This is a genomic window from Agrobacterium sp. DKPNP3, assembly GCF_052686535.1.
This window is the reverse complement of sequence record NZ_JBQYSN010000044.1, coordinates 15,279-38,420: the sequence shown is the minus strand read 5'-3', so window position 1 is coordinate 38,420 and position 23,142 is coordinate 15,279. Positions and strand designations below refer to the sequence as shown.

The window sequence follows — 23,142 nt, the reverse complement described above, 5'->3', positions numbered from 1 at the left end:
AACTCGATCATTCCACCCTGCTCGTCGGGCCGGGGCAGGGCCTCGCCGCCATCCATGTCGATCTGGCCGCCATTCGCGATACGATCCGTAAGGAAAGCAGGGTCATCATCACCTATCGCGATGAAAAGGGAGAGGTGACGGAACGGGTGATCTGGCCCTTCGCACTCGCCTTTTTCGATCTGGTGCGGGTGGTGCTGGGCTGGTGCGAGACACGGCAGGGCTACCGCAGTTTCCGGGCCGACCGCATAGAAGATTTCCGCCCTCTCGACAGCCGTTACCCGCGCCGTCGTCAGGCATTGCTGAAGGAATGGCGCGAGCGGGAAAAACAGCGCCGGCGTGAGCATGCTGACAAAAACTGACAGGAGCTGGGTCTAGAAACCGTTCATCCGCAACACAGGAGAACAGCCATGACCCATCCCGACTTCACCATCCTCTATGTCGACAATCCGCCCGCCAGCACGGGATTCTACAAGGACCTCCTGGGCGTCGACCCTGTCGAAGCCTCGCCGACATTTGCCCTCTTCATACTTGAAACCGGCATGAAACTCGGCCTCTGGTCGCGTCACACTGTCGAGCCGAAGGCGTCGATGACCGGCGGCGGCGGTGAGATCGCGTTCCGGGTCGAAAATGAGACTAAAGTTGACGAGATTTTCGCCGCCTGGAAGGCGAGGGGCATCGACATGCTGCAGCCGCCATCGACCATGGATTTCGGCTACACATTTACCGCCGTTGACCCCGATCATCATCGTCTGCGGGTCTATGCTTTCGCGGGCTGACGTTACTTTTTCACTGCAACGATAAACAGTCTCGGAAAGCGCAGGAGCAGCCGCCCATCCGCCATCGCCGGATAGGCTGCGGTGATGCGTCTTTTATAGTCGGCGAGGAAAGCGTCGCGGTTTTCCTCGCCGGCTGCGTCAAGATAGGGGCGCAGCCCCGTGCCCTTCACCCACTCAACGATGCTGTCCGCATCTGTCATGGGGTGGTTGTAGATCGTGTGCCAGACATCAACCCGCGCAGCTTTTGGCGAAAGCGCATCGAAATAGGCCGTAGGCGCGGGAAGCGGCTTGCGACGCAGCCGACCGTCCGAAAATTTGTCCTTCCACGGCCCTTCGTCACCCGTCTCATGCATTGCGATATGGGTCGGCTCCTGCAGATTGTCCGGCATCTGCACGGCGAGAACACCGCCGCTCTCCAGATGGTCCATCAGTTGCGACAGGACGGCGAGATGGTCCGGTATCCATTGGAAAACGGCGTTGGCGTAAAGCAAATCCGCTTTCTGCGCGGGCTTCCAAAGCGCAAGATCGGCCTTGCCGAAACGGGTGGTCGGCAGCCGGTCAACCGCCTTTGCCAGCATGTCGTCATCGCTATCGATGCCGGTGATGACATTGACGCCGTAACGCTCTGTCAGAAGCTCGGTGGAATTGCCGGGGCCGCAGCCGAGATCATAACCGTTCAACACCCGCTCCAGCGGCACCTGGGCGAGGAGATCGCGCGCGGGTCGCGTCCGCTCGTTTTCGAATTTGAGATATTGTTGCGCGGACCATACCATGATTTACTCCTGCCGATTGCCGTCGGATCCGCAGCATGACACGGGCGCCATGGCCCCGCCATCATCGGATCGATGAATTATTGTGATGAATTCATTCATCAACCTTTTGTTTCACCTTATAAAACATGCGCACAGGTTCATTGATTTGTTATTTTCCATCAAAATCAAAAATCCCGGCAATTAAACCTTGACCTACCAGGGTCGGAGGCATTCACTCCGGCCGATTTTAAAGCCCGTGTCGGGGCCGAGCGCGCGCAGCGTTTGCCCGCCGATATGCACCAGACCTAAAATGACCGAGCGTTTTCGCAAGCCGGAACCGCCTGACACAGGAGACCGCAATGAGCGTCGATACTGCACCCCGATCAACCACCTGGACCTATGTTGACGGTCAATGGCTGCCCGGCAATCCGCCGCTCATCGGGCCGACTTCGCATGCCATGTGGCTGGCCTCCACGGTATTCGACGGCGCACGCTGGTTCGATGGCGTCGCACCCGATCTTGATCTGCACTGCCAGCGCGTCAATCGCTCCGCCACCAACATGGGCATGAAGCCGACCATGACGGCCGAGGAGATCGAGGCGCTGGCGCTCGAGGGCGTCAAGAAATTCGATGGCAAGATGGCGATCTACATCAAGCCGATGTACTGGGCCGAACATGGCATGCCGGGCAGCGTCGTGGCGCCGGATGCCAACTCCACCCGGTTTGCGCTCTGCCTGTTCGAGGCGCCGATGGATGCCGGCCAGCCGCTGACGCTGACCGTGTCGCCGTTGCGCCGTCCGTCGCCCGAAACGGCAATGACGGACGCCAAGGCCGGAAGCCTCTACCCGAACAGCGGGCGCGCCATCATCGAAGCGCGCTCGCGCGGGTTCGACAATGCGCTGATGCGCGACATGAACGGCAACGTCGCCGAATCCGCTTCGGCCAATGTCTTCATGGTCAAGGACGGGATCGTATTCACCCCCGTGCCGAACCGCACCTTCCTTGCGGGCATCACCCGCTCGCGTGTGATGGGCCTTCTGCGCCAGGCCGGGTTCGAGGTTCGCGAAGCAACGCTTTCGGTTGAGGATTTTCGTGAGGCGGACGAGATTTTCTGCTCGGGCAATTATTCCAAGGTGTCCCCCGTCGTGAAGCTCGACGATCGCGAGTTGCAGGCGGGACCCGTCGCCCGCAAGGCGCTCGATCTCTATATGGACTGGGCACGTCGGGGCTCAGACGCCTGATAGGGCGCTGCTTAAGACACCAAACGCCGTTGCTATCTGTCCGCGGCGTTTTTGTTCGCACCTGCGAAAAATACCCCCACAAAGCAGGGGGTATTAATTCAATTTTATAAAAGCGGCTTCAAGGTCTACCCATTGATTTTAAGGCTATGGGAGCCGTCCATGTTTTTCACCATACGTAATATTCTTATTGGTTTATTTCTCGTCATCAGTCTTTCGCTGGCGGGGCTCGTTGGAAACGGAATGTGGACTTCGTTCAAGAAGTTTCACGACTATTCCGAAGTCGCAGAGCTCGCATCGCTCGACAAGCAACTATTCGACGCCTTGCTGGCGTTTCGCGCCGAGCGTGGTCACAGCGCCTCGGCGCTGGCGGTTGATCTCTCGCGGGCGACCGGCAGCATCACGACGGCCCGCGCCGCCCGACAGCGTGTGGATGTTGCGGTCAATGCTTTTCTGGAGCAATCCGCTTCGCTCGATCATGCGGCGTTGCAGGAAGGCGTCGCGCGCGTCAAAACCGCCTATCAGCGGTTTGTCGATCTGCGGACCAGGATCGATTCCAATCTGACCCTGCCGCTCGATCGTCGCGAGAAGGGCATTGACAAGACAGTCCTCGCGCTCGGCACGGAATTGCTCACCGCGATAGAGCAGGAATCGACGGACCTCGAAGGGCATATCCGGTCTCTCGACGAGACGCTGACCGGCATTATCCAGCTGCGGGCCAATGCCTGGGCAGCCCGCGCGGTTGCAGGCAGCGCCACCGTGATGCTGAACACTGTCGTTGCGGATCAACGATCCCTCACGTCACAGGAAATCCAGCAGCTCGGCAACCTGGATGCCACGGCGCTGTTTGCCTGGAAAGTCACCGGCGACCTCATCGCCCATGAATCGACCCCGGCATCGCTCAAGACCGCTTATGCGGCTGCCGAAAATGCCTATTTCAAGGGCGATTTCGCCGCTCGCCGGGCCCGCTTTGTCGACGATCTCTCAAACGGACGCACGCCGGCCTTCACCGTCGACACCTGGCGCACCACCGTCACCGAGAATATCGACGTCGTCGCGAAAGTCGCGTCCGACGCCATTGCTCTTCTGGATGCGAATGCCCAGTCAAGAAAGGCCGAAGCCTTTACGAATGCACTCGTTTATCTCGCGGTCTTCTTGGCGACATTTCTGGCCTGCATCGGCGGCCTGATCGTGATCTCCAAGCGGGTCACCCGTCCGATTTCTCGCCTGAGTGAAACGATGATGGGCCTTGCCAGCGGCAATCTCTCCATCGACGTGTCGGGGGCAGGTCGCGGTGACGAAATCGGCGAAATGGCGCGTGCCGTGGAAATCTTCCGCGAGGCCGCGCTGCGTAAACGCGAACTGGAAATGCAGGCCGATGCCAACCGGGAACAGAGCGACCGCGACCGCGTCGCGTTGCAGCAACGGGCAGAGGCCGAGGCCGAAGAGCGCCTCAACCAGGCGACCCGCTTGCTGGCAGAAGGCCTGCGCCGCCTGGCGTCCGGCGACATGCTGGCGGAAATCACAACGCCTCTTGCCCCGCAATTCGAGGCGCTGCGGCATGATTTCAATAGCTCCGTGGTTCAGCTGCGGGATGCGCTCACGAGCGTCGGCCACTCCGTCCAGACGGTAAACGGCGGCGCACACGAGGTCTCGTCCGCTTCCGACGATCTTTCCCGTCGCACCGAGCAGCAGGCTGCGTCGCTCGAAGAAACCGCCGCGGCGCTGGAACAGATCACCGCCAATGTCTCCGCAACCTCCAAACGCGCCAACGAGGCGCGCGAAACCGTGCGAGATGCCCGTGCAAGAGCCGATCTGTCCGGCAAGGTGGTGCGTGACGCGGTCGCGGCCATGGAACGGATCGAGCATTCCTCGAGCCAGATCGGCCAGATCATCGGGGTTATCGATGAAATTGCGTTCCAGACCAACCTTCTGGCGCTGAATGCCGGGGTGGAGGCGGCACGGGCGGGCGATGCAGGCAAGGGCTTTGCGGTCGTTGCACAGGAGGTGCGCGAATTGGCCCAGCGATCCGCCAATGCGGCAAAGGAAATCAAACAGCTCATCCATACATCGGCTGTTGCGGTGGGCGAGGGGGTGAAGCTGGTCGCCGATACCGGCGTCGGGCTCTCCGAAATCGAGCAGCTCGTGCTGTCCGTCAACAGCCATATGGATGCCATCGCGACCGCAGCGCAGGAACAATCCGCGGGCCTTTCCGAGGTCAACACCGCCGTCAACCATATGGATCAGGCCACGCAACAGAATGCCGCCATGGTGGAGGAAATGAACGCCGCCGGTGCGGGCCTCGCGCAGGAGTGCGCCAATCTCCAGGCACTCTTGGCGCAGTTCCAGCTCGGCCAGCAGGCCTCTGTGTTGCGGGAGACGGCGCGGCAGATGCAGCGCGCAGCAAAGCCAGCGCAGGCGCCTGCCACCCAAACCTCCCCGGCTGCGAAGGCCCGCCCGGTTTCCGCTTCGCGCGGTAACGCGGCGCTGGCCGTGAAGGGTGATGACTGGACGGAGTTTTGAGAACGAACCTCGTGGGACTGAATGTGCGGGTGGAGGCTTGGTTATGGGCTCCGTCACCCCCGGACTGGATCCGGGGTCCAGCGCGATCAAGTCCCTGATCGCGTAAAGACTCGTCTCACGGCGCAGACGCGCCGTGGCTGGATGCCGGATCAAGTCCGGCATGACGCAGGAGAGAGTACGGGGCCTTCTCGTCAACAAGTCGAGGCCTGCCCTCGCAGCCGGGACGGGCCTCATCCTTTCCGCACATCCGGCAGCGCAGCGGCAAGCGCCCGCAGCGGCGCGGTCATATGTTTGTCGCGGCGCATCGCCAGCGCGATCCGCCGTTCAAGCGGCGGTTCGAGCGAGCGCCATTCGAGCCCGGATGCCGCCTCTTCATGCTCCATCGCCATGCGCGGCACGATGGCAAGGCCAAGGCCCGCACCTGCGAGCTTTTTGATCGCTTCGACGCTGCCCAGTTCCATGGCGGGCTGCACGGTGCGGCCGCTTGCCGAAAACCATTGATCCACCAGCCGGCGCGTATTGCCGCCCTCGTAAAGCAGCAGCGGCCGCGCCGAAAGCGTCTCGGCGTTGAGCGCCGTTGCATCAGAGACGGAGCCTTGCGGGAAAACCGCGACCATCTCATCGAGACGAATCTCGCTGATATCGAGGCTGCGACCGCTCGCGGGCAGGGCCACCACGGCGGCGTCGATCATATTGGCCTCCAGGAGCCGCAGGATATCGTGGGTATTGCCAGTCTGCACCACGATCTCGATACCCGGCATGGCACGCCGGATATCGCCCAGCACCGGCGGCAGCAGATAAATGCAGGCGGTGGCGCCCGTGCCGATGCGCAGGCGCCCGGTGATGCCGCTCCGGTGCGGCGCGACGGTGTCGATGGCATGCGCCACTTCCTCTGCAATCCGCCTTGCATGGATGAGGAAGTCGCGGCCCGCAGCCGTCGGCTGGGCGCGTCTGCCGACCCTCTCGATCAACCGCACGCCCAGCTGTTTCTCAAGCAGCCTGATGTGCAGGCTCACGGCCGGCTGCGTCAGCCCGGCCTTGTCGGCGGCGGCGGAAAAGCTGCCGAGATCGGCCACATCCATGAAACTGCGCAGCTGCCGCAGATCGAGGTCCATCATCAAAGAAAACCTTATCGTTTGTATAAGTCAGATAATCTTTATTTTGACCGCGCCGCAATGCACAATGCCGGCGTAAATGATCCGCAGGACAAGAGAATGACCCCTCCCACCACTTCCAGCCTTCTGATCCGCCCCTGTGAAGAGGCGGATATCCCAGCCATCACTGAAATCTACCGGGATGCAGTCTTGCATGGCCGCGCCAGTTTCGAGATCGATCCGCCAACGGCGGAAACAATGGCGGAGCGCCGCCGTCTTCTGGTCGACGGCAATTTTCCCTATCTCATCGCCGAGGCGGAAGGCAAAGTGGCTGGATACGCCTATGCCGGCGCTTACCGCGCCCGCCCGGCCTATGGCGCAACAGTCGAGGACTCGGTCTATATCGACCCCTCGATGAAAGGCATGGGTATTGGCCGAAAGCTATTGGACGCCCTGATCAGCGAGGCAACCGCGCGTGGCTTCCGGCAGATGATCGCCGTCATCGGCGACAGCGCCAATGCGGCATCGGTCGGCGTGCATCGCGCCGCCGGTTTCGAACTCGTCGGCACGTTCAAATCCATTGGCTGGAAACATGGCCAATGGCTGGACACAGTGCTGATGCAACGTGCGCTGGGCGAAGGCGATACGACGCCGCGCTTCTAAGCAATCAGGGTTTCGTGGAGCCAGGAATCTCCACCTTCAGCGTATCGCCCGCAAGTTCGCTGCCCAGTTCCACGGCCTTGGTTTTCTTGTCATAGACGCAAATATGGCTGACGGTCGCATCCGCTCCCTTCGCCTTGCCGGTGAGAATGGCGAGGCCGTAGTTTTCGCTGCCAAAGGGATCGACCACCGCCTTCGCATCCTCGATCATATCCTTGGCGCCAGCGAGGCAGGCCGTCTGGACCTGCGCTGCGAATTCTTTCCATGCATCGTCAGACGAGGCGGCGGCCGGAAGTGCGATTGCGCAGAGCGCGGCGACGAGGATAAGGGGGCGGATCAAACGGCGGGTCATGGAATTTCCTTCCTGCATTGTCGGCAAAACAGAACCGATAGGGTGTAAAACGGTACGCTGCGGTTGTGAAACAAATGTGGTGGCGCCAGTGGCGAGATGAATTTTCTCCTTTGGCGGAACATTTTGATAATTCACCGGTTGCCCAAACAGAGCTTCGCTCCTATGGTCCGCTCACACGGTTTCTAGGAGCGGTAACCCGCTGCAAAAAGGAGTAAAAACCATGGCCTTCGAACTTCCCGAACTCCCCTACGACTACGACGCGCTTGCACCTTACATGTCGCGCGAGACGCTCGAGTTCCACCACGACAAGCACCACAAGGCTTATGTCGACAACGGTAACAAGCTGGCTGCCGAGGCCGGTCTTTCCGACCTGTCGCTCGAAGAAGTCGTGAAGAAGTCCTTTGGCACCAATGCCGGTCTCTTCAACAACGCCGCGCAGCACTACAACCACGTCCATTTCTGGAAGTGGATGAAGAAGGACGGCGGCGGCAACAAGCTTCCGGGCAAGCTCGAGCAGGCGATCGCATCCGATCTCGGCGGTTACGACAAATTCAAGGCGGATTTCATCGCTGCCGGCACCACGCAGTTCGGCTCCGGCTGGGCATGGCTCTCCGTCAAGAACGGCAAGCTCGAAATCTCCAAGACCCCGAACGGCGAAAACCCGCTGGTGCACGGTGCAGAGCCGATCCTCGGCGTCGACGTCTGGGAACACTCCTACTACATCGACTACCGCAACCTGCGTCCGAAGTACCTCGAAGCATTCGTCGATAACCTCATCAACTGGGACTACGTCCTGGAGCGTTACGAAGCCGCTGCCAAGTAAGGCTTCAACAACCGAATTCCTGAGCACCCGGCCATCGCGCCGGGTGTTCTGCTTTCTGGCCGACCGTGCACTGTCACAAGCCTGTCATCCGCCGGGTTTATCGCGGCGCATCATGACTGAAAAAAGCACGCCTCTCTTCTCCTTCGGCATTGTCGCCGATCCCCAATATGCCGATGTCGATCCGCGTCCCGACATGGGCCGCTATTATCGCGAAAGCCCTGCAAAACTTGCTGCCGCCATCGATGTCTTCAACGCCGAGGACCTCGCCTTCGTGGTGACGCTCGGCGATATCATCGATCGCGACTTTGCGAGTTTTGATGTCATTCTCAGCGTCTATGACAGGCTTCGGCACCCGTCGGTGATGCTACCCGGCAACCACGATTTTTCGGTCGCGCCCGAGCATCTCGGCGCTATCCATGCCCGCCTTGGCATGTCTGCCCCCTGGCATGATTTCGCCATTGGCAATGTCCGCTTCGTGGTTCTCGATGGTAATGAGGTCAGCCTTTTTGCGCCCCCGCCAGGTGATGTACGCCGTGTGCTTGCCGAAGAACGGCTGAAGCGCCTCAGGGACGCAGGCGCAATCAATGCGCAGGACTGGAATGCATCGCTGGGTGACGCGCAGTTCGATTGGCTTCGGTCGGTTCTGCAAAAGGCGGATGCTACAGGCGAAAAAGTCGTCGTTTTCTGCCACTACCCGGTTTTTCCGGAAAACGCCCACAATATGTGGGATGCGCAACGCATTCTCGAGATTCTCGGTGCGCACCCGTCTGCCGTCGCATGGTTCAACGGCCATAATCACGAGGGCAATTACGGCGTGCTCGGCAAGACCCATTTCGTCAATTTCAAGGGCATGGTCGATACACCCGACCGCAATACCTTTGCCATCGCCGATGTGTTTGCCGACCGGATCGCGATTCGGGGATTTGGCCGTGAGGAAGACCGCGTTTTGGCGCTCTGATCGGGGCATCGGCTGCTTCCGTCGCCGGCTTCAGTGACATTTATCGGCCGCGCCGCCTGCTTCCAGGCGGTTATTCCCATTCAGCCTGCTGTCAGCGTCCGGCCATAGAGCCGGCGTGATGTGCGTCGTCATCCTGCCTAGACTTCTGTTTTCTTGGAAGAATTCACCGCAATGTGACTTCTTTTCGCCATGGGGACAGGGCATCCTCCCGGCGTTGCGTTCAAAGCCCGGCGTTCGCCGGCATCAAGGAGAGAGTGTATGAAACTGAAAACCATCACGGCGGCCATGCTGTTCGGCTGTCTTTGCGCCGGAGCGGTCTACGCTGCCGGCGAAGTCGAAAAGCGCGAAGGCATGATGAAGCAGATCGGTGGCGCCATGGGTTCGCTTGCCGCGATCTCCAAGGGCGAGAAGCCCTTTGATGCGGACACCGTCAAGACTGCCGTGACAACCATCAGCACCAATGCGAAGGCTTTCCCTGACCAGTTTCCCGCTGGCACCGAGACCGGCAGCGCGGCAGCGCCGGCCATCTGGGAAAATTTCGATGATTTCAAGGCCAAGGCCGTTAAGCTCGGGACGGACGCCGATGCGGTTCTCGCCAATATGCCCACCGACCAGGCCGGCGTTGCCACGGCCATGAAGACGCTCGGCGCCGATTGCGGCACCTGCCACCAGACCTACCGTCTGAAGAAATAAGCGACGTATCTGGAAACGCCGCTCACAGGCGGCGTTTTCCGGCAGGCAAGGCACCTGGCCAGGTCAGGTGAGATTGGGGAGAGGGGCATGTCCTCCATCTGGACGAAACTCGTCGGTGGTGCCGTGATTGCGGCGATTGCGGGCTACGGCATATTTACCTGGGTTACAGCGCCTGAACGGCAGGCGCCAAGCCATTGGGTCAGCCTGGGCGACCCCGATCTCGCCAACGGCGAAACGCTGTTCTGGGCCGGCGGCTGCGCCAGCTGTCACGCCGCATCCGATGCGAAGGGAGAGGCGCAACTGACGCTTTCGGGCGGACAAGCGCTGCCAAGTCCCTTCGGAACCTTCCATGTTCCAAATATCTCCTCCGATCCGCAGCACGGCATCGGCGCCTGGACGCTGGCGGAGTTCGGCGATGCCATGACGCGCGGCGTCGGCAAGAATGGCGAGCATCTCTATCCGTCCTTCCCCTACGCGTCCTATGCTCGCATGACGCAGAAGGACATCAACGATCTCTTCGGATACCTGAAAACCCTGCCGGCCAGCCAGAACGATGCGCCGGATCACGAGTTGCCGTTCCCCTTCAACATGCGCATGGTGCTGGGCGGCTGGAAGTTCCTTTATTTCGACCCCGCCGCCCCGCCGCGCGTCGAGCTTGCCAACGCCAATGCCGAGCTGCTGCGTGGCCAATATCTGGTGGAAGGACCCGGCCATTGCGGCGAATGCCACACGCCACGCAATGCGCTTGGCGGCTTCCTGGCGGACAAATGGCTGGCGGGCGGCCCCAATCCCGAAGGCGAGGGCCGCATTCCAGACATTACCCCCGGTTCGCAGAGCATCGGCAGCTGGACAAAGGCCGATATTGCCGGCTATCTCGAAACCGGCTTTACCCCTGAATTTGACAGTGTCGGCGGCTCCATGGTCAAGGTGCAGCAGAACATGGCGCATCTGACCGCCGAAGATCGCGATGCGATTGCCGCCTATCTGAAGGCGATCCCGGCGCGGTAATCCTCAGCCGTCATGCCGGACCAGATCCGGCATCCAGCCACGACGCGTCTGCGCCGTGAGAAGAGTCTCTTACGATCAAGGACTTGATCGCGCTGGACCCCTGATCTAGTCCGGGGTGACGGAGGCGGAGGCGACGGCGTGCAGTTCGAAATCAGGCCCACCATTGACTCCCGCTCTCGCCCATCGGATAACAATCCTGTGATGGTTCCTTCCGGGCGTTCCGGAAGGTGAAAAGGGAACACGATAGGGAGACATCCTCATTCGTGGCTGCCCCCGCAACTGTGAGCGGAGAGCCTGAAACGAAATGCCACTGGCAAGCCATCTCGCCCCATTCAGGGCGAGAGCGATGCCGGGAAGGCGTTTCAGGTTTTGACCCGTAAGCCAGGAGACCTGCCATCACGGAAATGTCCATGCCGGCGGGGTGTCCGGAAGAGCGGAATTTCAGGGTGGCGGGATCAATGCCGCCCTGTGTCAGTCTCGTATCCCCGTGGTGAAGTATATCGCATGCGGTCTTGCGGCTTCTGCCGACCGGCCGCGTCCAAAGGCGCGGGGTCGCGCCGGAGAGGGGTCACCATGTCCATCAATCAGAATACGGCCAATGCCGCCGCGTCTGCAAAAACAGCGAGCTTCGCGCAATCGCTCACCGCGATCGTGCTTGGTCTGTTCGTAGTCGGTTTTGTCGGTTTTTCCCATGTGGAAGCCGTCCACAATGCCGCGCATGACACGCGCCATGCCAACGCCTTCCCCTGCCACTGAGGGGGGAGCGGCATGTCTTTCTTCCGTAACATCGTCTTTACCGCCATTCTCGTCGGCATTGTCGGCGGCTTCGCTGTCTCCGCCATGCAGGCTGTCGGCACGACGCCGCTCATCCTTCAGGCGGAAACCTTTGAAAGCGCTGGTGAAGCGCCGCACAGCCATGATGCGCCTGCACCGGTCGCTGCGGCTCCTGCCCATGAGCACAATGACGAGGCATGGGCTCCAGCCGATGGTTTCGAGCGCACCGCCTACACCGTCGCGGCCAATGTGCTGACCGCCATCGGTTACGCGCTGGTGCTGACTGGCCTCATGTCGCTGCGTGGTACCAATGCCGGCTGGCGCGAAGGCCTTCTCTGGGGCGTTGCCGGCTTTGCCGCCGTCATGCTTGCTCCTATGATCGGCCTGCCACCGGAATTGCCGGGCAGCCCGGCCGCAGCCCTTGAATCACGGCAGATCTGGTGGCTTGCAACCGTTGCCGCAACTGCGGGCGGCATTGCGCTGATCGCATTCCGTCGCGAGCCCTGGGCGATTGTTCTGGCGCTGGTGATCATCGTCGCGCCGCATGTGGTGGGTGCGCCGCTGCCGCCGGAAGGCGAGCATGCGCTGGCGCCGCTGCCGCTCGAGCGTCAGTTCATCGTCGCCGCCACCGTCACCAGCTTCGTCTTCTGGGCGCTCATCGGCACGTTGAGCGCGTTGTTCCTGAAGCGCTTCCAGCAGGCTTGAAACCATGCAGGACGCAGCGGAATGGAGTGAGGAACTCGATGCGCTGCGTTTTGCCGTTCCCGGTCACGGCGCGCTATGCGCCGTGCACCGTCTCGCCTTCAAGGCGGTGCTGGGGCCGAGCCCCGATCGTCATGCGGCGCTTGCCTATTTTCAAGACCACGAAGCTGCTTTTGCCGCTGCGGCAATCTTCAAGATCAAACGCTCAAACTTGCCCTCCGGCCGCAGCCTGCATTTGAACAGCCGCGATATCCGCCGCGCGATTTCAGGCGAGGGACCGGAGTTTGCGGCGCGCGTGTGCCGGGTGCTTGATCGAGAATAGCGCAGGATGATTTGCGAGAGACATCCTCTTCTCGACCGTCATGCCGGACTTGATCCGGCATCCAGCCGACGCGCGTCTGCGCGGCGGGGGAAGTCTTTTCAGCCCAAGGACTTGGGCTGGTTGGATACCGGCTCAGGGCCGGTATGACGGAGGGAGGGCAGAAGAACGCTCTGCGCCTCACCCATGCTCCGCCGCAAAAACCTGAAGTTCCGCCTCGGCTTCCGGACCAAAGAGTCCGAGGCTTTTCAGAATTTCCACGGCGAAACTGACCGGCGCGCTGCCGGCTGCCGTGATAATGCCGCCGTCACTGACCGCTTTCGGTTGATCGCGATAATGAGCCTCACCGCGATAGGCCGGATAGGCCTTGTGCGATGCCAGCGCATTGCCGGTATGGGCGACATCATCAAGAACGCCCGTGCCGCCGAGCGCACTTGCCGCCGCGCAGATGCCGGCGACCAGCCGGTGCCTGTCGCGAAACCGGTATACCAGCCCGCCAAGATCGGCAGCCGTGCCCTTTTCCCAGCTGAGACCGCCGGGGATGACGAGCGCATGGATGTCGACGGGATCGAGTGCGTCATAGGATGTATCCGGCGTTACCTTCAGCCCGCCCATGGACGTTATCGGCCGGCCATCGGGCGTGGCATAAACAATCTCGACGCCGAGATAGCTGCGCGCCGCCGCCGCCAGCAGCGCCGGCTCCCAGTCCGCAAAATCCTCAGCCAACGCAATGGCGATCCGTGTCATGGCCGTCTCCGTAGGTCAATCAGGCGATGGACTGCATGTAGCGCATGCCGGTGACCGGACGCGGCGCGAAATCCATGTTTTCGTAGAAACGATGCGCCGCCACATTGCCTGTTGTGGCGCTGACGGAAAGATAGTCGCAGCCGAGCCGCTTGGCGATATCCCGCGCGCGGGACACCAGATGCTGGCCGGTGCCATGGCCGCGATGGCCATCACGGACGAAGAGGTGATGCAGCTCCAGCCCGCGCCGGCCTTCTTGCGCCCGGTAGAGCGGCAGAAGCAGCGCGTAACCGATCAGCGCACCGTCCGCCTCGGCCACCAGCCCGTGCACCCATGGCAGCGGGCCGAACAGGTCGCGTTCCAGTTTCGCCGGCGTGATCGCCGCCGCATCGCCGTGGTAGGAGGCAAGCAGCGTGATCATCTCGTTGAGCTCGGGCAGATCGGTCTTGCGCGCGCCGCGAATGATGACGACGGGCGGTCTTTCCAGTGTCAGGGAGCTATCTTCGGTCATTTCTCGGTCCTTTGGTCTTATCTGTGCCGTCAGGACGCTTGAAAAACAACAAAGCCGCCTGACGGCGGCTTGTTGACAATGTGATCTGTCGAGCCGCCCTTAAAGGAAGGCCCAAAAATACGAGCAGGAGATGGGTGCGCGTTCGTTGATCATGAGACATCAAATGCGCCCGAATCCGTAAACTGTCAAGCCCGGTTTTTCACTCAGTGCTCGCCCTCGCACATGTCGTGGTTGGACAGCGCCCGGATGACGTAGCAATCCTCGATCGAATGGCCGTGGCAATGGGAGACGATGCGTTCCAGTTCGTGTTCCAGCTTCTTCAGGCTGGCGATCTTCTCGCGCACATCCGCAAGATGTTCGGCGGCGATGCGATCAGCGCCGTCGCAGGGCATCTGCCGGTGCTGGCTGAGCGCGATGAGTTCTCGAATGGCATCGATGTTAAGGCCGAGATCGCGCGCGTGGCGGATGAAGGTCAACCTCTCGAGGTCGGATTTCTCGTAGCGGCGCTGGTTGCCCTCCGAGCGATCCGCCTCGCGGATGAGGCCCATCTGCTCGTAATAGCGGATCGTCGGAACCTTGACGCCGGTACGTTTCGACAGTTCACCGATGGACAGCATGATCTTCTCCAAATCTCCAGTCTCTAGAGATATGGCTTTTTCGCCGCCGGTTCAATGGCCTCAAGCGGCTCCTTCGACGCCGAGAGCATGGGCGAGCGCCTTCAGGATCTGCGATTCGAGGCCTGCCATATCCGGCTGGGCGGAAGCGGTCACATCAGCATTGGCGCCAGTTGCGGCGGCAGCGCCGCTGTCCATGTTCCAGAGAGCGGCAGCGAGGCTCGCGGAGGCGCCGGCCAGCGGAGCGACGGCGGTGGCGACATTGCCTGCCACCGAAATGGCGCGATGGGCCGCCCGCGTCAGCTCCTGCAAAGCCTCGGTGGTGGACTGGCGCTCCCGGTTGTGCGCAGGCGCGATGCCGCGGACGGGAGAGGCGAAATTGATGCTGCTGGTTGCTGCGATAGTCGTCATGACTGTGAGTCCCCTAGTTCTGATGGGGCATTTTTAAGCGTCGAAACATTCGCGGAGATTGCGTCCTGCGCGTCTTGTGCAAAAAATTGCGTCGGTATACTATACCCCCCTATAGTATATGAGGTCACCATGTCCCATACCATCCGCAACAAGGACAAGCTGCTTGCCCGCATCCGCCGCCTGAAGGGGCAGATGGAAGCGGTGGAGCGTGCGCTTGATGACGCCAAGCCCTGTGGCGAGGTGCTGCAATTGCTCGCTTCGGTGCGCGGCGCGCTCTCCGGTCTGACGGGGGAGGTGATGCAGGAGCACCTGCATGAGCATGTGGTGCATGCCGAGACCGAAGACGAACGGGCCCGGGCGGCAGAAGAGCTGGCTCAGGTGCTGAAGACCTACATCCGGTAAAGCGGCCGACAGCAAATCGAACCGAACATTTAATCGACATCATAGATGCGGGATAAAGCGACATGACGACGACGACATCCGAACACCGTGCGGCAACTGGCCACGACCACGTTTTCCTCGGCCAGAACCACGAGCGCAATGAAAAGCGTGTGTGGATGGTCATCGCGCTCACTACCGTCATGATGGTGGCCGAAATCGTCGCCGGCCACTGGTACGGTTCCATGGCGCTGACGGCCGATGGCTGGCACATGTCGACCCATGCCGGCGCGATGCTGATTTCGGCGCTCGCTTATCTTTATGCCCGGCGCGAAGCGCGTAACCCGCGCTTCACCTTCGGCACCGGCAAGTTCGGCGATCTCGCCGGCTTTGCCAGCGCCATCGTACTGGCGGTCGTGGCGTTGCTGATTGCGGTGGAGAGCGGGATGCGCCTCGTCAATCCGATCGAGATCGATTTCAACCAGGCCATTCTCGTCGCCGCCATCGGCCTTGCCGTCAATCTTTTGAGCGCCGTGCTTTTGAAGGATGATCACCACCACGATCATGGCCATGGTCACGGCCATTCACACGGCTCGCATGCCCATCACGGGCACGGCAGCCACGCCCATCACGATCACGGTTCCCATGCCGGTCACCATGCCGGCCACGGCGCAAAGGGCGGTCGGGACAACAATCTGCGCGCCGCCTATCTGCATGTGCTGGCGGACGCGCTGACCTCGGTCCTCGCCATCGTCGCGCTGCTTCTTGGCAAGTGGAACGGCTGGTCGTTCCTCGATCCTTTGATGGGTATCGTTGGCGGCCTGGTGATTGCCCGCTGGTCCTGGGGCCTGATCCGCTCGACGGCGACGACGCTGCTCGACGCGCTGCCGGATGCCGAGGATCTGCCGCAGGAAATCCGTGAAACTGTGGAAACGGAAGAAGATCGCATCACGGACCTGCATGTCTGGCAGGTGGGGCCGGGGCATCACGCCGCCATCGTGGCGATCCATTCGCAGGCGCCGAAAGTGCCGGCGTTTTATAAGCAGAAACTTGCCGCCATACATGAACTGTCGCATGTGACGGTGGAAGTGAGCCCGGCAAGGGCCTGATCAGACTCGCTTATTCGGTATATTCCGAGTAAGCGCTACGCACCCATTCGACCTGCGCTTTCGCCTTGTCTTCCGGGGAAGCGGTGGCCGTTTCCTGGAGGGCGGGCGCATTGCCGCTGCCGACCGCCCAGAGCACATTGGCCAGCGACTGCGAGAGAATGGTGCTGGAAACCGTAGGGTTGCCAGGACCGCGATTTACGGCCTGCTCCTCCGGCGCATTCTGCGCGCCGCCGGCTTTTTCGATGTCACGAATGCGACCTTTGTAGTTGTATCCGCCAATACTGCTTTCGATCTGCATGTCAGTGATTCCGCGTTCAAAAGTTAACGAATAGTTAACGGCGCGGACTTGCGTGAGCCTTGCGTCTGCTGCGCTGCAGCGACAGGGAAGGGTTGACAGGCGGCGAAGTGGCGCTTCGTTTTTGCCTAATGAAGACGGGCAAGGAGGAGGTTGCCAGCTTTGTCCCTCGCGGCATTGCAGCCCGGTTTAAATTTCTGGCGCCATAAACGCCTCGCTCCCGTCATTCCGGCCTTGAACCGGAATCCAGCCGGCGCGCCCCTGCGCGGCAAGAGAGCCCTTTCAGTTCAAGGACTTGGCCTGGCTGGATACGGGCTCAAGGCCGGTATGACGGAAAGAGGAAATCTCGCGGACGCGCCAATCCGTCTGGCGTCGGATTATGCGGTTTCCTTCTCCATCGGCACAACCGTTTCCTTGAGCTTCTCCGGTTCCTCCGCCGCTTCCGCCTTCACCTCCACCTCCTGCGGCGCCGGCGTCACCATGGCGGCCACCAGCGTGTCGAGCCCGATGCTGCCGACCGGTTTGCCGTCCTCGTCCACCACATGGGCCTGCGTCTCGTTGGCTTCAGAGAGATCGCGGGCGATGGTTTCGAGCGTCGCGGTCTCGGGGACCGGCATGCCCTCTGGCTTGCTCTCCAGCGGCTCCATGACCGTGTTTGCCTGCAGCACGCGGCCGCGATTGACGTCGCGCACGAAGTCGGTGACGTAACCATCGGCCGGTGAAAGGATGATGCTCTGGCCGTCGCCCTGCTGCACCACTTCGCCGTCTTTCAGGATGGCAATGTGGTCGCCGAGCCTGAGGGCTTCATCCAGATCATGGGTGATGAACACGACGGTCTTCTTCAACTCCTGTTGCAGATCGAGCAGCATCGTCTGCATATCCACGCGGATCAGCGGGTCGAGAGCCGAATAGGCCTCGTCCATCAGCAGGATATCGGCATCGTTGGCAAGCGCCCGCGCAAGGCCCACACGCTGCTGCATGCCGCCGGAAAGCTGGTTCGGATAATAGTCCTCGTAACCGGCAAGGCCGACACGCTCCAGCCAGTAGCGGCCCTTTTCCTCGCTCTTGCTGCGCGGCACGCCCTGGATATCGAGGCCGTAGACGCTGTTTTCAAGCACGGTGCGATGCGGCAGAAGGCCGAATTTCTGGAACACCATCGCCGTTTTGTGGCGGCGGAATTGCCTGAGCGCCGAGGTGCTCATACCGCAGATATCCTCGCCGTCATAGAGAACCTCGCCGGCTGTCGGGTCGATCAGCCGGTTGATGTGGCGGATCAGCGTCGATTTGCCGGAGCCTGACAGCCCCATGACGACGGTGATCTTGCCGCCCGGCATGGTGATGTTGATGTTGTTGAGGCCAAGCACGTGATTGTGCCTGTCGTTCAGCTCCACCTTGTCCATGCCTTTACGCACCGCTTCGAGATATTTCTCGGGATGCTTGCCGAAGATCTTGTAAAGATTCCTGATTTCGATGCTTTTAGCCATGGGAGACCTCGCGGTATTTCTGCAGGCGCTTGCCGAAAGCCTGGCTCGCCCGGTCGAACATGATGGCGATGGCGACCAGAGCGAAACCGTTCAGGAAGCCCACCGTGAAGAACTGGTTGTTGATGGCCTGCAGCACATTCTTGCCGAGACCGCCGACGCCGACCATGGAAGCGACGACGACCATGGCGAGCGCCATCATGATGGTCTGGTTGATGCCGGTCATGATGGTCGGCAGTGCCAGCGGCAGCTGTACGTTGAACAGCTTCTGACCGTTGGAGGAGCCGAAGGCGTCTGCCGCCTCAAGCACTTCGCGATCAACGAGGCGGATGCCGAGGCTGGTGAGGCGGATGACCGGCGGAATGGCATAGATCACCACTGCGATCAGGCCCGGAACCTTGCCGATGCCGAAAATCACCACCACGGGGATGAGATAAACGAAGCTGGGCAGGGTCTGCATCACGTCGAGCACGGGATTGATGAGACGTTGCAGGCGTTCCGAACGACCCATCAGGATGCCGAGCGGCAGGCCGATGACGATGGCGATCAGGGTGGCGATGGCGACGATGGAGAGCGTCGTCATGGCATCGCGCCAGAGGCCGACGGCGCCGATCATCAGCAGGGAAAGGGCGGTTCCGGCCGTGATCTTGAAGCTGCGCCCGGCCAGATGCACGATGGCGAGAATGACCAGCATGGTGATGATCCACGGGGTCTGGATGAACAGCCGCTCGGAGGAATTGAGGAAGAGCTGCAGCGGATGCACGACGACGTCGATCGCATCGCCGTAATTGCGCACGATATCGCGAAAGCCGTCATCGATCGTCTTGCGCGCCACGCGCATGGTGGAGTTGTCGATCGCCGGGAACTTGCAGAGCAGGTCCGGCAGGTAGGTGCAGAGGGCCATTATTGTTGTTTTCCCTTTGGGTTTTGGGGGAGGTGCGGTGGGCGACGGAGGCTGGCATGCCCCCGTCTGTCCTGCCGGACATCTCCCCCACAAGGGGGGAGATCGACCAGCGGTGAGAGATACGCTCATCACGCACGTCGCGGATTTGTGAGGAGGGTGCGCCCAGCCGATCTCCCCCCATGAGGAGGAGATACCCGGCAGGGCAGAGGGGGGGTAGGCGGCTTGCGCCAACGCCCCCATCAATCCATCACATCGAAGCCTTGATCTTCTCCGCTACCTCGGGCGAAACCCACTTCGTCCAGATGTCCTCGTTGTTCTCGAGGAAATACTCGGCCCCATCTTCGTTGGTGCCCTGGTTCTCATCCATCCACGCCAGAACCTTGGCGACGGTGTCGTTGTCCCACTGCCGCTTGCGGATGTAGTCGATGGAAGGGCCCGCCTTTTTGGCGAAGTCCTTGGTCACGACGGTGAAGACCTCGGCCACCGGATAGGCATTCGGCTTCGGGTCAGCGCAATCGGGCTTGGCGATGCAGTTGTCGTAGGCTTCGCGGTCCAGCGCCACGCCGTCGTCCAGCTTGACCATATCGTATTTGCCGAGAATGGCCGTTGGAGCCCAATAATAGCCGAGCCAACCCTGCTTCTTTTCATAGGCATTGGAAATCGAGCCATCCAGACCGGCTGCGGAACCGGTATCAACAAGCGCAAAGCCCTTTTCATCGGCCTTGCGGGCCTTGAACAGGTTGGCGGTGGTTGGCTGGCAGCCCCAGCCCGGCGGGCAGCCGAAGACGGCGCCCTTGCTGGCGTCTTCAGGGGCAGGGAACAGGTCGGGATGCTTTAGCGCGTCTTCCACGGTCTTGATGTCAGGATGGTCGTCGGCGAGATATTTCGGGATCCACCAGCCTTCAACGCCGCCATCGCTCAGGATTTTGACTTCCTGAATGAGGTTGCCGCTTTTCACCGCTTCCTCATAGGGAGCGCCCAGCGTGTTCACCCACATTTCAGGCGCCATGTCCGGCTGGCCCTTTTCGTTCATGGAGGTGAAAGTGGGGGTGGTGTCGCCACTGACGACGTTGACCGTGCAGTCATAGCCGTTCTCCATGATGAACTTGTCGACGTAAGCCGCGACACCGGCGGATGCCCAGTTCATTTCGGCGATGGAGATGTTGCCACAGGTCTCTGCGGCGTTGGCGGAAGATGCTGCACCGGCAGCGATGGTAAAGCCCGTTACGAAAATGGTCGAGGCCAGGAGTTTCTTCATGAGGAGACCTCCAAGTCTGATGCAGTGTTTTCAATTGGCAAAGCGGGAGCACTGCAAAGCCCGGATTGCCAAGGGCGAACTGACATGGCGCGTGGAAATGCCGAAAAATCCGGCGAGAGACTATCCGCAGAACAAGCCGCGAACTTGCCGCAGAAACAGCGGCGGGAAGGCGCATGAATATGTCAACGGCGTGCATAATACGGCGGAAAAGTGATATTGCAACGCAATATGACGCAAGGCAGCCATGCGGGTGATTTACGGAACGATCTTCCGGATTCAATAATGCATGGGATATATTTTATTATTCAATAAAAAATCGTCATTATTCATTGAAACAAAATAAAAATTCACCCGATATGTGAGTTTTACTTAAATAAGAAACTGATGGGTAATTTTGTGGAAAAAATAATCTGAAATCGTTTTTCGGAGGGTATTTTTATGCAAAACGAGGCGGGCGGCAACGCGTGCCGCCCGGAGTGGAGGTCACACGGCGTCCTTGCCGGCCACCTTCAGCGCGAAGGCGTATTCGAAGGCTATTTCCTCCAGGCGCTGGAAGCGCCCCGACTTGCCGCCATGGCCGGCCGCCATGTTGGTTTTCAGCAGAATCGGCGCTTCACCCGTCGTCTTTTCGCGCAGCTTCGCCACCCATTTGGTCGGCTCCCAATAGGTGACACGCGGATCGGTGAGGCCGGAAAGCGCCAGGATCGGCGGATAAGGCTTGGCGGCGACATTGTCATAGGGGCTATAGGCGGCGATCCAGCCATATTCTTCCGCCGATTCCAGCGGATTACCCCATTCCGGCCATTCCGGCGGCGTCAGCGGCAGCGTGTCGTCCAGCATGGTCGTCAGCACGTCCACGAAGGGAACGGCGGCGATGATGCCGGCGAATTTCTCCGGCGCCATATTGGCGACAGCGCCCATCAGCATGCCGCCGGCAGAACCGCCCTCGGCGATGATGCGCTCGTAAGACGTGAAGCCTTCCTGAACGAGATGATCGGCAGCAGCAATGAAGTCTTTGAAGGTGTTCTGCTTGTGCTCCATCTTGCCGGTTTCATACCATTCGAAGCCCTTGTCCTTGCCGCCGCGAATATGGGCGATGGCATAGATGAAACCGCGGTCCGCCAGAGACAGCGTCGTGGTGGAGAAGGACGCGGGAATGGTGATGCCGTAAGCGCCATAGCCATAGAGCAGGCAGGGAGCGGAACCGTCGAGCGGCACGTCCTTGCGGTAAAGCAGGGAGACCGGCACCAGCTCACCGTCATGGGTAGGGGCCATGATGCGGCGGGTGATATAATCATCAGGGTTGTGGCCTGAGGGCACTTCCTGCGTTTTCAAAAGCGTGCGTTCGCGCGTCACCATGTCGTAATCGAACAGCTGGCTCGGCGTCGTCATTGAGGAATAGGAGAAACGGATGACGTCGGTGTCATATTCCGCCGCGCCATGCAGGCCAAGCGAATAGGCTTCCTCGGCAAAGGCGATGGAATGTTCCTCGCCCGTGCGGCGGTCACGGATGACGATGCGCGGCAGGCCGTCACGGCGCTCCAGCCAGATCAGATGGCGGCCATAGGCATCGACGGAGAGGATCAGCCGGCCCGGCTCATGCGGCACCACCTCTTTCCAGTTTTCCTTGCCCGGCGCGGTGACCGGGGCTTCCACAATGCGGAAATCCTTGGCATCGCCGTCATTGGTCAGGATGAAAAAAACGTCGCCGCCTTCGCACATCGAATATTCGATGCCTTCCTCACGCTCCGCTACGATAGCCGGTTCGGCGGTCAGGTCTTTCGTGGAGAGAATGCGATATTCGCTGGTCTCGTGGTCGTGAATGTCGATGAAGATGAAATCGTCGAGAACGGACGCACCGACGCCCATGAAGAAACCGGGATCCTTTTCCTCATAGACCAGCCGGTCGGCCGATTGCGGCTCACCGATAATATGGTGGAAGACCTTGGACGGGCGGTGGTTCTCGTCCTGCAGCGTATAGAAGAAGCTCTTGCCATCGGGCGCCCACGCGCCGCCGCCGCCGGTATTTTCGACGATATCGGCAAGGTCTTCGCCGCTTTCGAGGTTGCGGATGCGCAGGGTGAAATATTCGGAGCCCTTGTCGTCGTAACCCCAGATGCCATGACTGTGATCGGACGACTGGTCGAGGCCGGACAGGCGGAAATAATCCTTGCCCTCGGCCTCCTTGTCGCCATTCAGCAGTACATGCTTTTCGCCGCCGCCGCGCGGGGTGCGAAAATAATGCGGCTGTTCGCCGCCGGTCACGAAAAGGGTGCCATAGGCATAGGGTCCGTCATTGACGGGCACCGAGGAATCGTCCTGCTTGATGCGGCCCTTCATCTCCTCGAACAGCTTTTCCTGAAGCGCCTTGGTGTCGCCCATCGCCGCTTCCATATAGGCGTTTTCCGCCTCCAGATGGGCGCGTATGGCCGGGTCGAGAATGGAGGTGTCCTTGAACATGGCCTGCCAGTTATCGGCCCGGAACCAGGCGTAATCGTCGGTGCGGGTGATGCCGTGATGCGTATCCTGAACCGGCCGTTTTTCGGCGGTCGGGGCGGCGGGCAGGTTCTTGAAAATCGGCAAGGGAAACTCGCTTTCCTGTAAATTTCTTGAGCGGTACCAAGATGTAGAGTGCGGTGTGCGGCCGATCAAGTTTCAAAATCTCCACAGGGGAAATGAGGCATTGGCACAATTTCGTCGGCTTTCGATCACATTTTGGCAATATCCCGCAAATCAGCGATGATGGATACAGGCCAGCCAGCCTG

At 60.6% G+C, this 23,142-nt stretch carries 26 protein-coding genes and 1 riboswitch; of the genes, 14 read left to right on the top strand and 12 right to left on the bottom strand.

What is annotated here, in order from left to right:
• Positions 1-359, top strand: a 359-nt coding sequence (locus tag ACUTJJ_RS13765; protein WP_445542520.1) for a helix-turn-helix transcriptional regulator, incomplete at its 5' end; no start/stop codon positions are given.
• Between the two features lie 48 nt (positions 360-407).
• Entirely contained in the window at positions 408-776 is a 369-nt protein-coding gene (locus tag ACUTJJ_RS13760) for a VOC family protein (protein WP_445542519.1), read from the top strand.
• Positions 777-778: 2 nt separating this feature from the next.
• Here ACUTJJ_RS13760 and tam read toward each other — a convergent pair whose 3' ends face one another.
• Positions 779-1,549, bottom strand: a complete 771-nt coding sequence (gene tam / locus ACUTJJ_RS13755; RefSeq protein ID WP_063950871.1) for a trans-aconitate 2-methyltransferase — start codon at positions 1,547-1,549, stop codon at positions 779-781.
• Positions 1,550-1,887: 338 nt separating this feature from the next.
• Here tam and ACUTJJ_RS13750 point away from each other — a divergent pair, with 338 nt between their 5' ends.
• Complete coding sequence (locus tag ACUTJJ_RS13750) at positions 1,888-2,769, top strand: branched-chain amino acid aminotransferase (protein WP_209089320.1); 882 nt, start codon at positions 1,888-1,890, stop codon at positions 2,767-2,769.
• A 159-nt stretch (positions 2,770-2,928) separates the two neighbouring features.
• Positions 2,929-5,289 (top strand): methyl-accepting chemotaxis protein, encoded by a 2,361-nt coding sequence (locus ACUTJJ_RS13745; RefSeq protein WP_445542518.1) that lies wholly within the window; start codon positions 2,929-2,931, stop codon positions 5,287-5,289.
• Positions 5,290-5,519: 230 nt separating this feature from the next.
• Here ACUTJJ_RS13745 and ACUTJJ_RS13740 read toward each other — a convergent pair whose 3' ends face one another.
• Positions 5,520-6,407 (bottom strand): LysR family transcriptional regulator, encoded by an 888-nt coding sequence (locus tag ACUTJJ_RS13740; RefSeq protein ID WP_144575385.1) that lies wholly within the window; start codon positions 6,405-6,407, stop codon positions 5,520-5,522.
• Between the two features lie 96 nt (positions 6,408-6,503).
• Here ACUTJJ_RS13740 and ACUTJJ_RS13735 point away from each other — a divergent pair, with 96 nt between their 5' ends.
• Complete coding sequence (locus ACUTJJ_RS13735; protein ID WP_445542517.1) at positions 6,504-7,046, top strand: GNAT family N-acetyltransferase; 543 nt, start codon at positions 6,504-6,506, stop codon at positions 7,044-7,046.
• Positions 7,047-7,050: 4 nt separating this feature from the next.
• Here ACUTJJ_RS13735 and ACUTJJ_RS13730 read toward each other — a convergent pair whose 3' ends face one another.
• A complete protein-coding gene (locus ACUTJJ_RS13730) occupies positions 7,051-7,395 on the bottom strand; it encodes a hypothetical protein (RefSeq protein ID WP_445542516.1) in 345 nt (114 codons plus the stop codon).
• Between the two features lie 220 nt (positions 7,396-7,615).
• Between ACUTJJ_RS13730 and ACUTJJ_RS13725 the strand changes: the two genes are divergently transcribed.
• The 7 genes from ACUTJJ_RS13725 (at position 7,616) to ACUTJJ_RS13695 (ending at position 12,675) form a co-directional block, all read left to right on the top strand.
• Positions 7,616-8,218: a superoxide dismutase gene (locus tag ACUTJJ_RS13725; protein ID WP_003494380.1), complete on the top strand. Its 603-nt coding sequence runs from the start codon at positions 7,616-7,618 to the stop codon at positions 8,216-8,218.
• 112 nt (positions 8,219-8,330) lie between these two features.
• Positions 8,331-9,176, top strand: a complete 846-nt coding sequence (locus tag ACUTJJ_RS13720; RefSeq protein ID WP_445542515.1) for a metallophosphoesterase — start codon at positions 8,331-8,333, stop codon at positions 9,174-9,176.
• A gap of 258 nt (positions 9,177-9,434) precedes the next feature.
• A complete protein-coding gene (locus tag ACUTJJ_RS13715) occupies positions 9,435-9,869 on the top strand; it encodes a c-type cytochrome (RefSeq protein WP_063950875.1) in 435 nt (144 codons plus the stop codon).
• 87 nt (positions 9,870-9,956) lie between these two features.
• A complete protein-coding gene (locus ACUTJJ_RS13710; RefSeq protein WP_445542514.1) occupies positions 9,957-10,877 on the top strand; it encodes a c-type cytochrome in 921 nt (306 codons plus the stop codon).
• A gap of 185 nt (positions 10,878-11,062) precedes the next feature.
• Positions 11,063-11,289: riboswitch (cobalamin riboswitch) on the top strand.
• A 161-nt stretch (positions 11,290-11,450) separates the two neighbouring features.
• Positions 11,451-11,633, top strand: a complete 183-nt coding sequence (locus tag ACUTJJ_RS13705; RefSeq protein WP_386905978.1) for a CbtB domain-containing protein — start codon at positions 11,451-11,453, stop codon at positions 11,631-11,633.
• 12 nt (positions 11,634-11,645) lie between these two features.
• Positions 11,646-12,356, top strand: coding sequence for a CbtA family protein (locus tag ACUTJJ_RS13700; protein ID WP_445542513.1), 711 nt, complete (start codon positions 11,646-11,648; stop codon positions 12,354-12,356).
• 4 nt (positions 12,357-12,360) lie between these two features.
• A complete protein-coding gene (locus ACUTJJ_RS13695; RefSeq protein ID WP_445542512.1) occupies positions 12,361-12,675 on the top strand; it encodes a hypothetical protein in 315 nt (104 codons plus the stop codon).
• 177 nt (positions 12,676-12,852) lie between these two features.
• On the opposite strand, the gene ACUTJJ_RS13690 is transcribed toward ACUTJJ_RS13695, so the two are convergent.
• The 4 genes from ACUTJJ_RS13690 to ACUTJJ_RS13675 form a co-directional block, all read right to left on the bottom strand.
• Positions 12,853-13,419: a type 1 glutamine amidotransferase family protein gene (locus tag ACUTJJ_RS13690; protein WP_445542511.1), complete on the bottom strand. Its 567-nt coding sequence runs from the start codon at positions 13,417-13,419 to the stop codon at positions 12,853-12,855.
• 19 nt (positions 13,420-13,438) lie between these two features.
• Positions 13,439-13,927, bottom strand: a complete 489-nt coding sequence (locus ACUTJJ_RS13685) for a GNAT family N-acetyltransferase (protein WP_003509304.1) — start codon at positions 13,925-13,927, stop codon at positions 13,439-13,441.
• A gap of 203 nt (positions 13,928-14,130) precedes the next feature.
• Entirely contained in the window at positions 14,131-14,544 is a 414-nt protein-coding gene (locus tag ACUTJJ_RS13680) for a MerR family transcriptional regulator (protein ID WP_063950881.1), read from the bottom strand.
• 60 nt (positions 14,545-14,604) lie between these two features.
• Positions 14,605-14,952, bottom strand: coding sequence for a hypothetical protein (locus ACUTJJ_RS13675; protein WP_445542510.1), 348 nt, complete (start codon positions 14,950-14,952; stop codon positions 14,605-14,607).
• A gap of 129 nt (positions 14,953-15,081) precedes the next feature.
• Between ACUTJJ_RS13675 and dmeR the strand changes: the two genes are divergently transcribed.
• Positions 15,082-15,354, top strand: a complete 273-nt coding sequence (gene dmeR / locus ACUTJJ_RS13670; protein WP_063950883.1) for a Ni(II)/Co(II)-sensing transcriptional repressor DmeR — start codon at positions 15,082-15,084, stop codon at positions 15,352-15,354.
• A gap of 62 nt (positions 15,355-15,416) precedes the next feature.
• Entirely contained in the window at positions 15,417-16,439 is a 1,023-nt protein-coding gene (gene dmeF / locus ACUTJJ_RS13665; protein WP_445542509.1) for a CDF family Co(II)/Ni(II) efflux transporter DmeF, read from the top strand.
• A 10-nt stretch (positions 16,440-16,449) separates the two neighbouring features.
• Here dmeF and ACUTJJ_RS13660 read toward each other — a convergent pair whose 3' ends face one another.
• The 5 genes from ACUTJJ_RS13660 to ACUTJJ_RS13640 form a co-directional block, all read right to left on the bottom strand.
• On the bottom strand, positions 16,450-16,737 hold the full coding sequence (locus tag ACUTJJ_RS13660) for a hypothetical protein (protein WP_144575364.1): 288 nt from the start codon (positions 16,735-16,737) through the stop codon (positions 16,450-16,452).
• A gap of 374 nt (positions 16,738-17,111) precedes the next feature.
• Positions 17,112-18,218 (bottom strand): quaternary amine ABC transporter ATP-binding protein, encoded by a 1,107-nt coding sequence (locus ACUTJJ_RS13655; RefSeq protein WP_445542508.1) that lies wholly within the window; start codon positions 18,216-18,218, stop codon positions 17,112-17,114.
• Positions 18,211-19,119, bottom strand: coding sequence for an ABC transporter permease (locus ACUTJJ_RS13650; protein WP_063950887.1), 909 nt, complete (start codon positions 19,117-19,119; stop codon positions 18,211-18,213). The genes ACUTJJ_RS13655 and ACUTJJ_RS13650 overlap by 8 nt, the downstream gene beginning before the upstream one ends.
• A 247-nt stretch (positions 19,120-19,366) precedes the next feature.
• On the bottom strand, positions 19,367-20,377 hold the full coding sequence (locus tag ACUTJJ_RS13645) for an ABC transporter substrate-binding protein (RefSeq protein ID WP_445542507.1): 1,011 nt from the start codon (positions 20,375-20,377) through the stop codon (positions 19,367-19,369).
• Positions 20,378-20,860: 483 nt separating this feature from the next.
• Positions 20,861-22,960: a S9 family peptidase gene (locus tag ACUTJJ_RS13640; protein WP_445542506.1), complete on the bottom strand. Its 2,100-nt coding sequence runs from the start codon at positions 22,958-22,960 to the stop codon at positions 20,861-20,863.
• Positions 22,961-23,142: the final 182 nt, after the last annotated feature.

Excerpts from the sequence above, each read along its gene's own strand:
- ACUTJJ_RS13760 (WP_445542519.1), top strand. The coding sequence starts at position 408 with ATGACCCATCCCGACTTCACCATCCTCTATGTCGACAATCCGCCCGCC.
- tam (WP_063950871.1), bottom strand. The coding sequence starts at position 1,549 with ATGGTATGGTCCGCGCAACAATATCTCAAATTCGAAAACGAGCGGACG.
- ACUTJJ_RS13750 (WP_209089320.1), top strand. The coding sequence starts at position 1,888 with ATGAGCGTCGATACTGCACCCCGATCAACCACCTGGACCTATGTTGAC.
- ACUTJJ_RS13745 (WP_445542518.1), top strand. The coding sequence starts at position 2,929 with ATGTTTTTCACCATACGTAATATTCTTATTGGTTTATTTCTCGTCATC.
- ACUTJJ_RS13740 (WP_144575385.1), bottom strand. The coding sequence starts at position 6,407 with ATGATGGACCTCGATCTGCGGCAGCTGCGCAGTTTCATGGATGTGGCC.
- ACUTJJ_RS13735 (WP_445542517.1), top strand. The coding sequence starts at position 6,504 with ATGACCCCTCCCACCACTTCCAGCCTTCTGATCCGCCCCTGTGAAGAG.
- ACUTJJ_RS13730 (WP_445542516.1), bottom strand. The coding sequence starts at position 7,395 with ATGACCCGCCGTTTGATCCGCCCCCTTATCCTCGTCGCCGCGCTCTGC.
- ACUTJJ_RS13725 (WP_003494380.1), top strand. The coding sequence starts at position 7,616 with ATGGCCTTCGAACTTCCCGAACTCCCCTACGACTACGACGCGCTTGCA.
- ACUTJJ_RS13720 (WP_445542515.1), top strand. The coding sequence starts at position 8,331 with ATGACTGAAAAAAGCACGCCTCTCTTCTCCTTCGGCATTGTCGCCGAT.
- ACUTJJ_RS13715 (WP_063950875.1), top strand. The coding sequence starts at position 9,435 with ATGAAACTGAAAACCATCACGGCGGCCATGCTGTTCGGCTGTCTTTGC.
- ACUTJJ_RS13710 (WP_445542514.1), top strand. The coding sequence starts at position 9,957 with ATGTCCTCCATCTGGACGAAACTCGTCGGTGGTGCCGTGATTGCGGCG.
- ACUTJJ_RS13705 (WP_386905978.1), top strand. The coding sequence starts at position 11,451 with ATGTCCATCAATCAGAATACGGCCAATGCCGCCGCGTCTGCAAAAACA.
- ACUTJJ_RS13700 (WP_445542513.1), top strand. The coding sequence starts at position 11,646 with ATGTCTTTCTTCCGTAACATCGTCTTTACCGCCATTCTCGTCGGCATT.
- ACUTJJ_RS13695 (WP_445542512.1), top strand. The coding sequence starts at position 12,361 with ATGCAGGACGCAGCGGAATGGAGTGAGGAACTCGATGCGCTGCGTTTT.
- ACUTJJ_RS13690 (WP_445542511.1), bottom strand. The coding sequence starts at position 13,419 with ATGACACGGATCGCCATTGCGTTGGCTGAGGATTTTGCGGACTGGGAG.
- ACUTJJ_RS13685 (WP_003509304.1), bottom strand. The coding sequence starts at position 13,927 with ATGACCGAAGATAGCTCCCTGACACTGGAAAGACCGCCCGTCGTCATC.
- ACUTJJ_RS13680 (WP_063950881.1), bottom strand. The coding sequence starts at position 14,544 with ATGCTGTCCATCGGTGAACTGTCGAAACGTACCGGCGTCAAGGTTCCG.
- ACUTJJ_RS13675 (WP_445542510.1), bottom strand. The coding sequence starts at position 14,952 with ATGACGACTATCGCAGCAACCAGCAGCATCAATTTCGCCTCTCCCGTC.
- dmeR (WP_063950883.1), top strand. The coding sequence starts at position 15,082 with ATGTCCCATACCATCCGCAACAAGGACAAGCTGCTTGCCCGCATCCGC.
- dmeF (WP_445542509.1), top strand. The coding sequence starts at position 15,417 with ATGACGACGACGACATCCGAACACCGTGCGGCAACTGGCCACGACCAC.
- ACUTJJ_RS13660 (WP_144575364.1), bottom strand. The coding sequence starts at position 16,737 with ATGCAGATCGAAAGCAGTATTGGCGGATACAACTACAAAGGTCGCATT.
- ACUTJJ_RS13655 (WP_445542508.1), bottom strand. The coding sequence starts at position 18,218 with ATGGCTAAAAGCATCGAAATCAGGAATCTTTACAAGATCTTCGGCAAG.
- ACUTJJ_RS13650 (WP_063950887.1), bottom strand. The coding sequence starts at position 19,119 with ATGGCCCTCTGCACCTACCTGCCGGACCTGCTCTGCAAGTTCCCGGCG.
- ACUTJJ_RS13645 (WP_445542507.1), bottom strand. The coding sequence starts at position 20,377 with ATGAAGAAACTCCTGGCCTCGACCATTTTCGTAACGGGCTTTACCATC.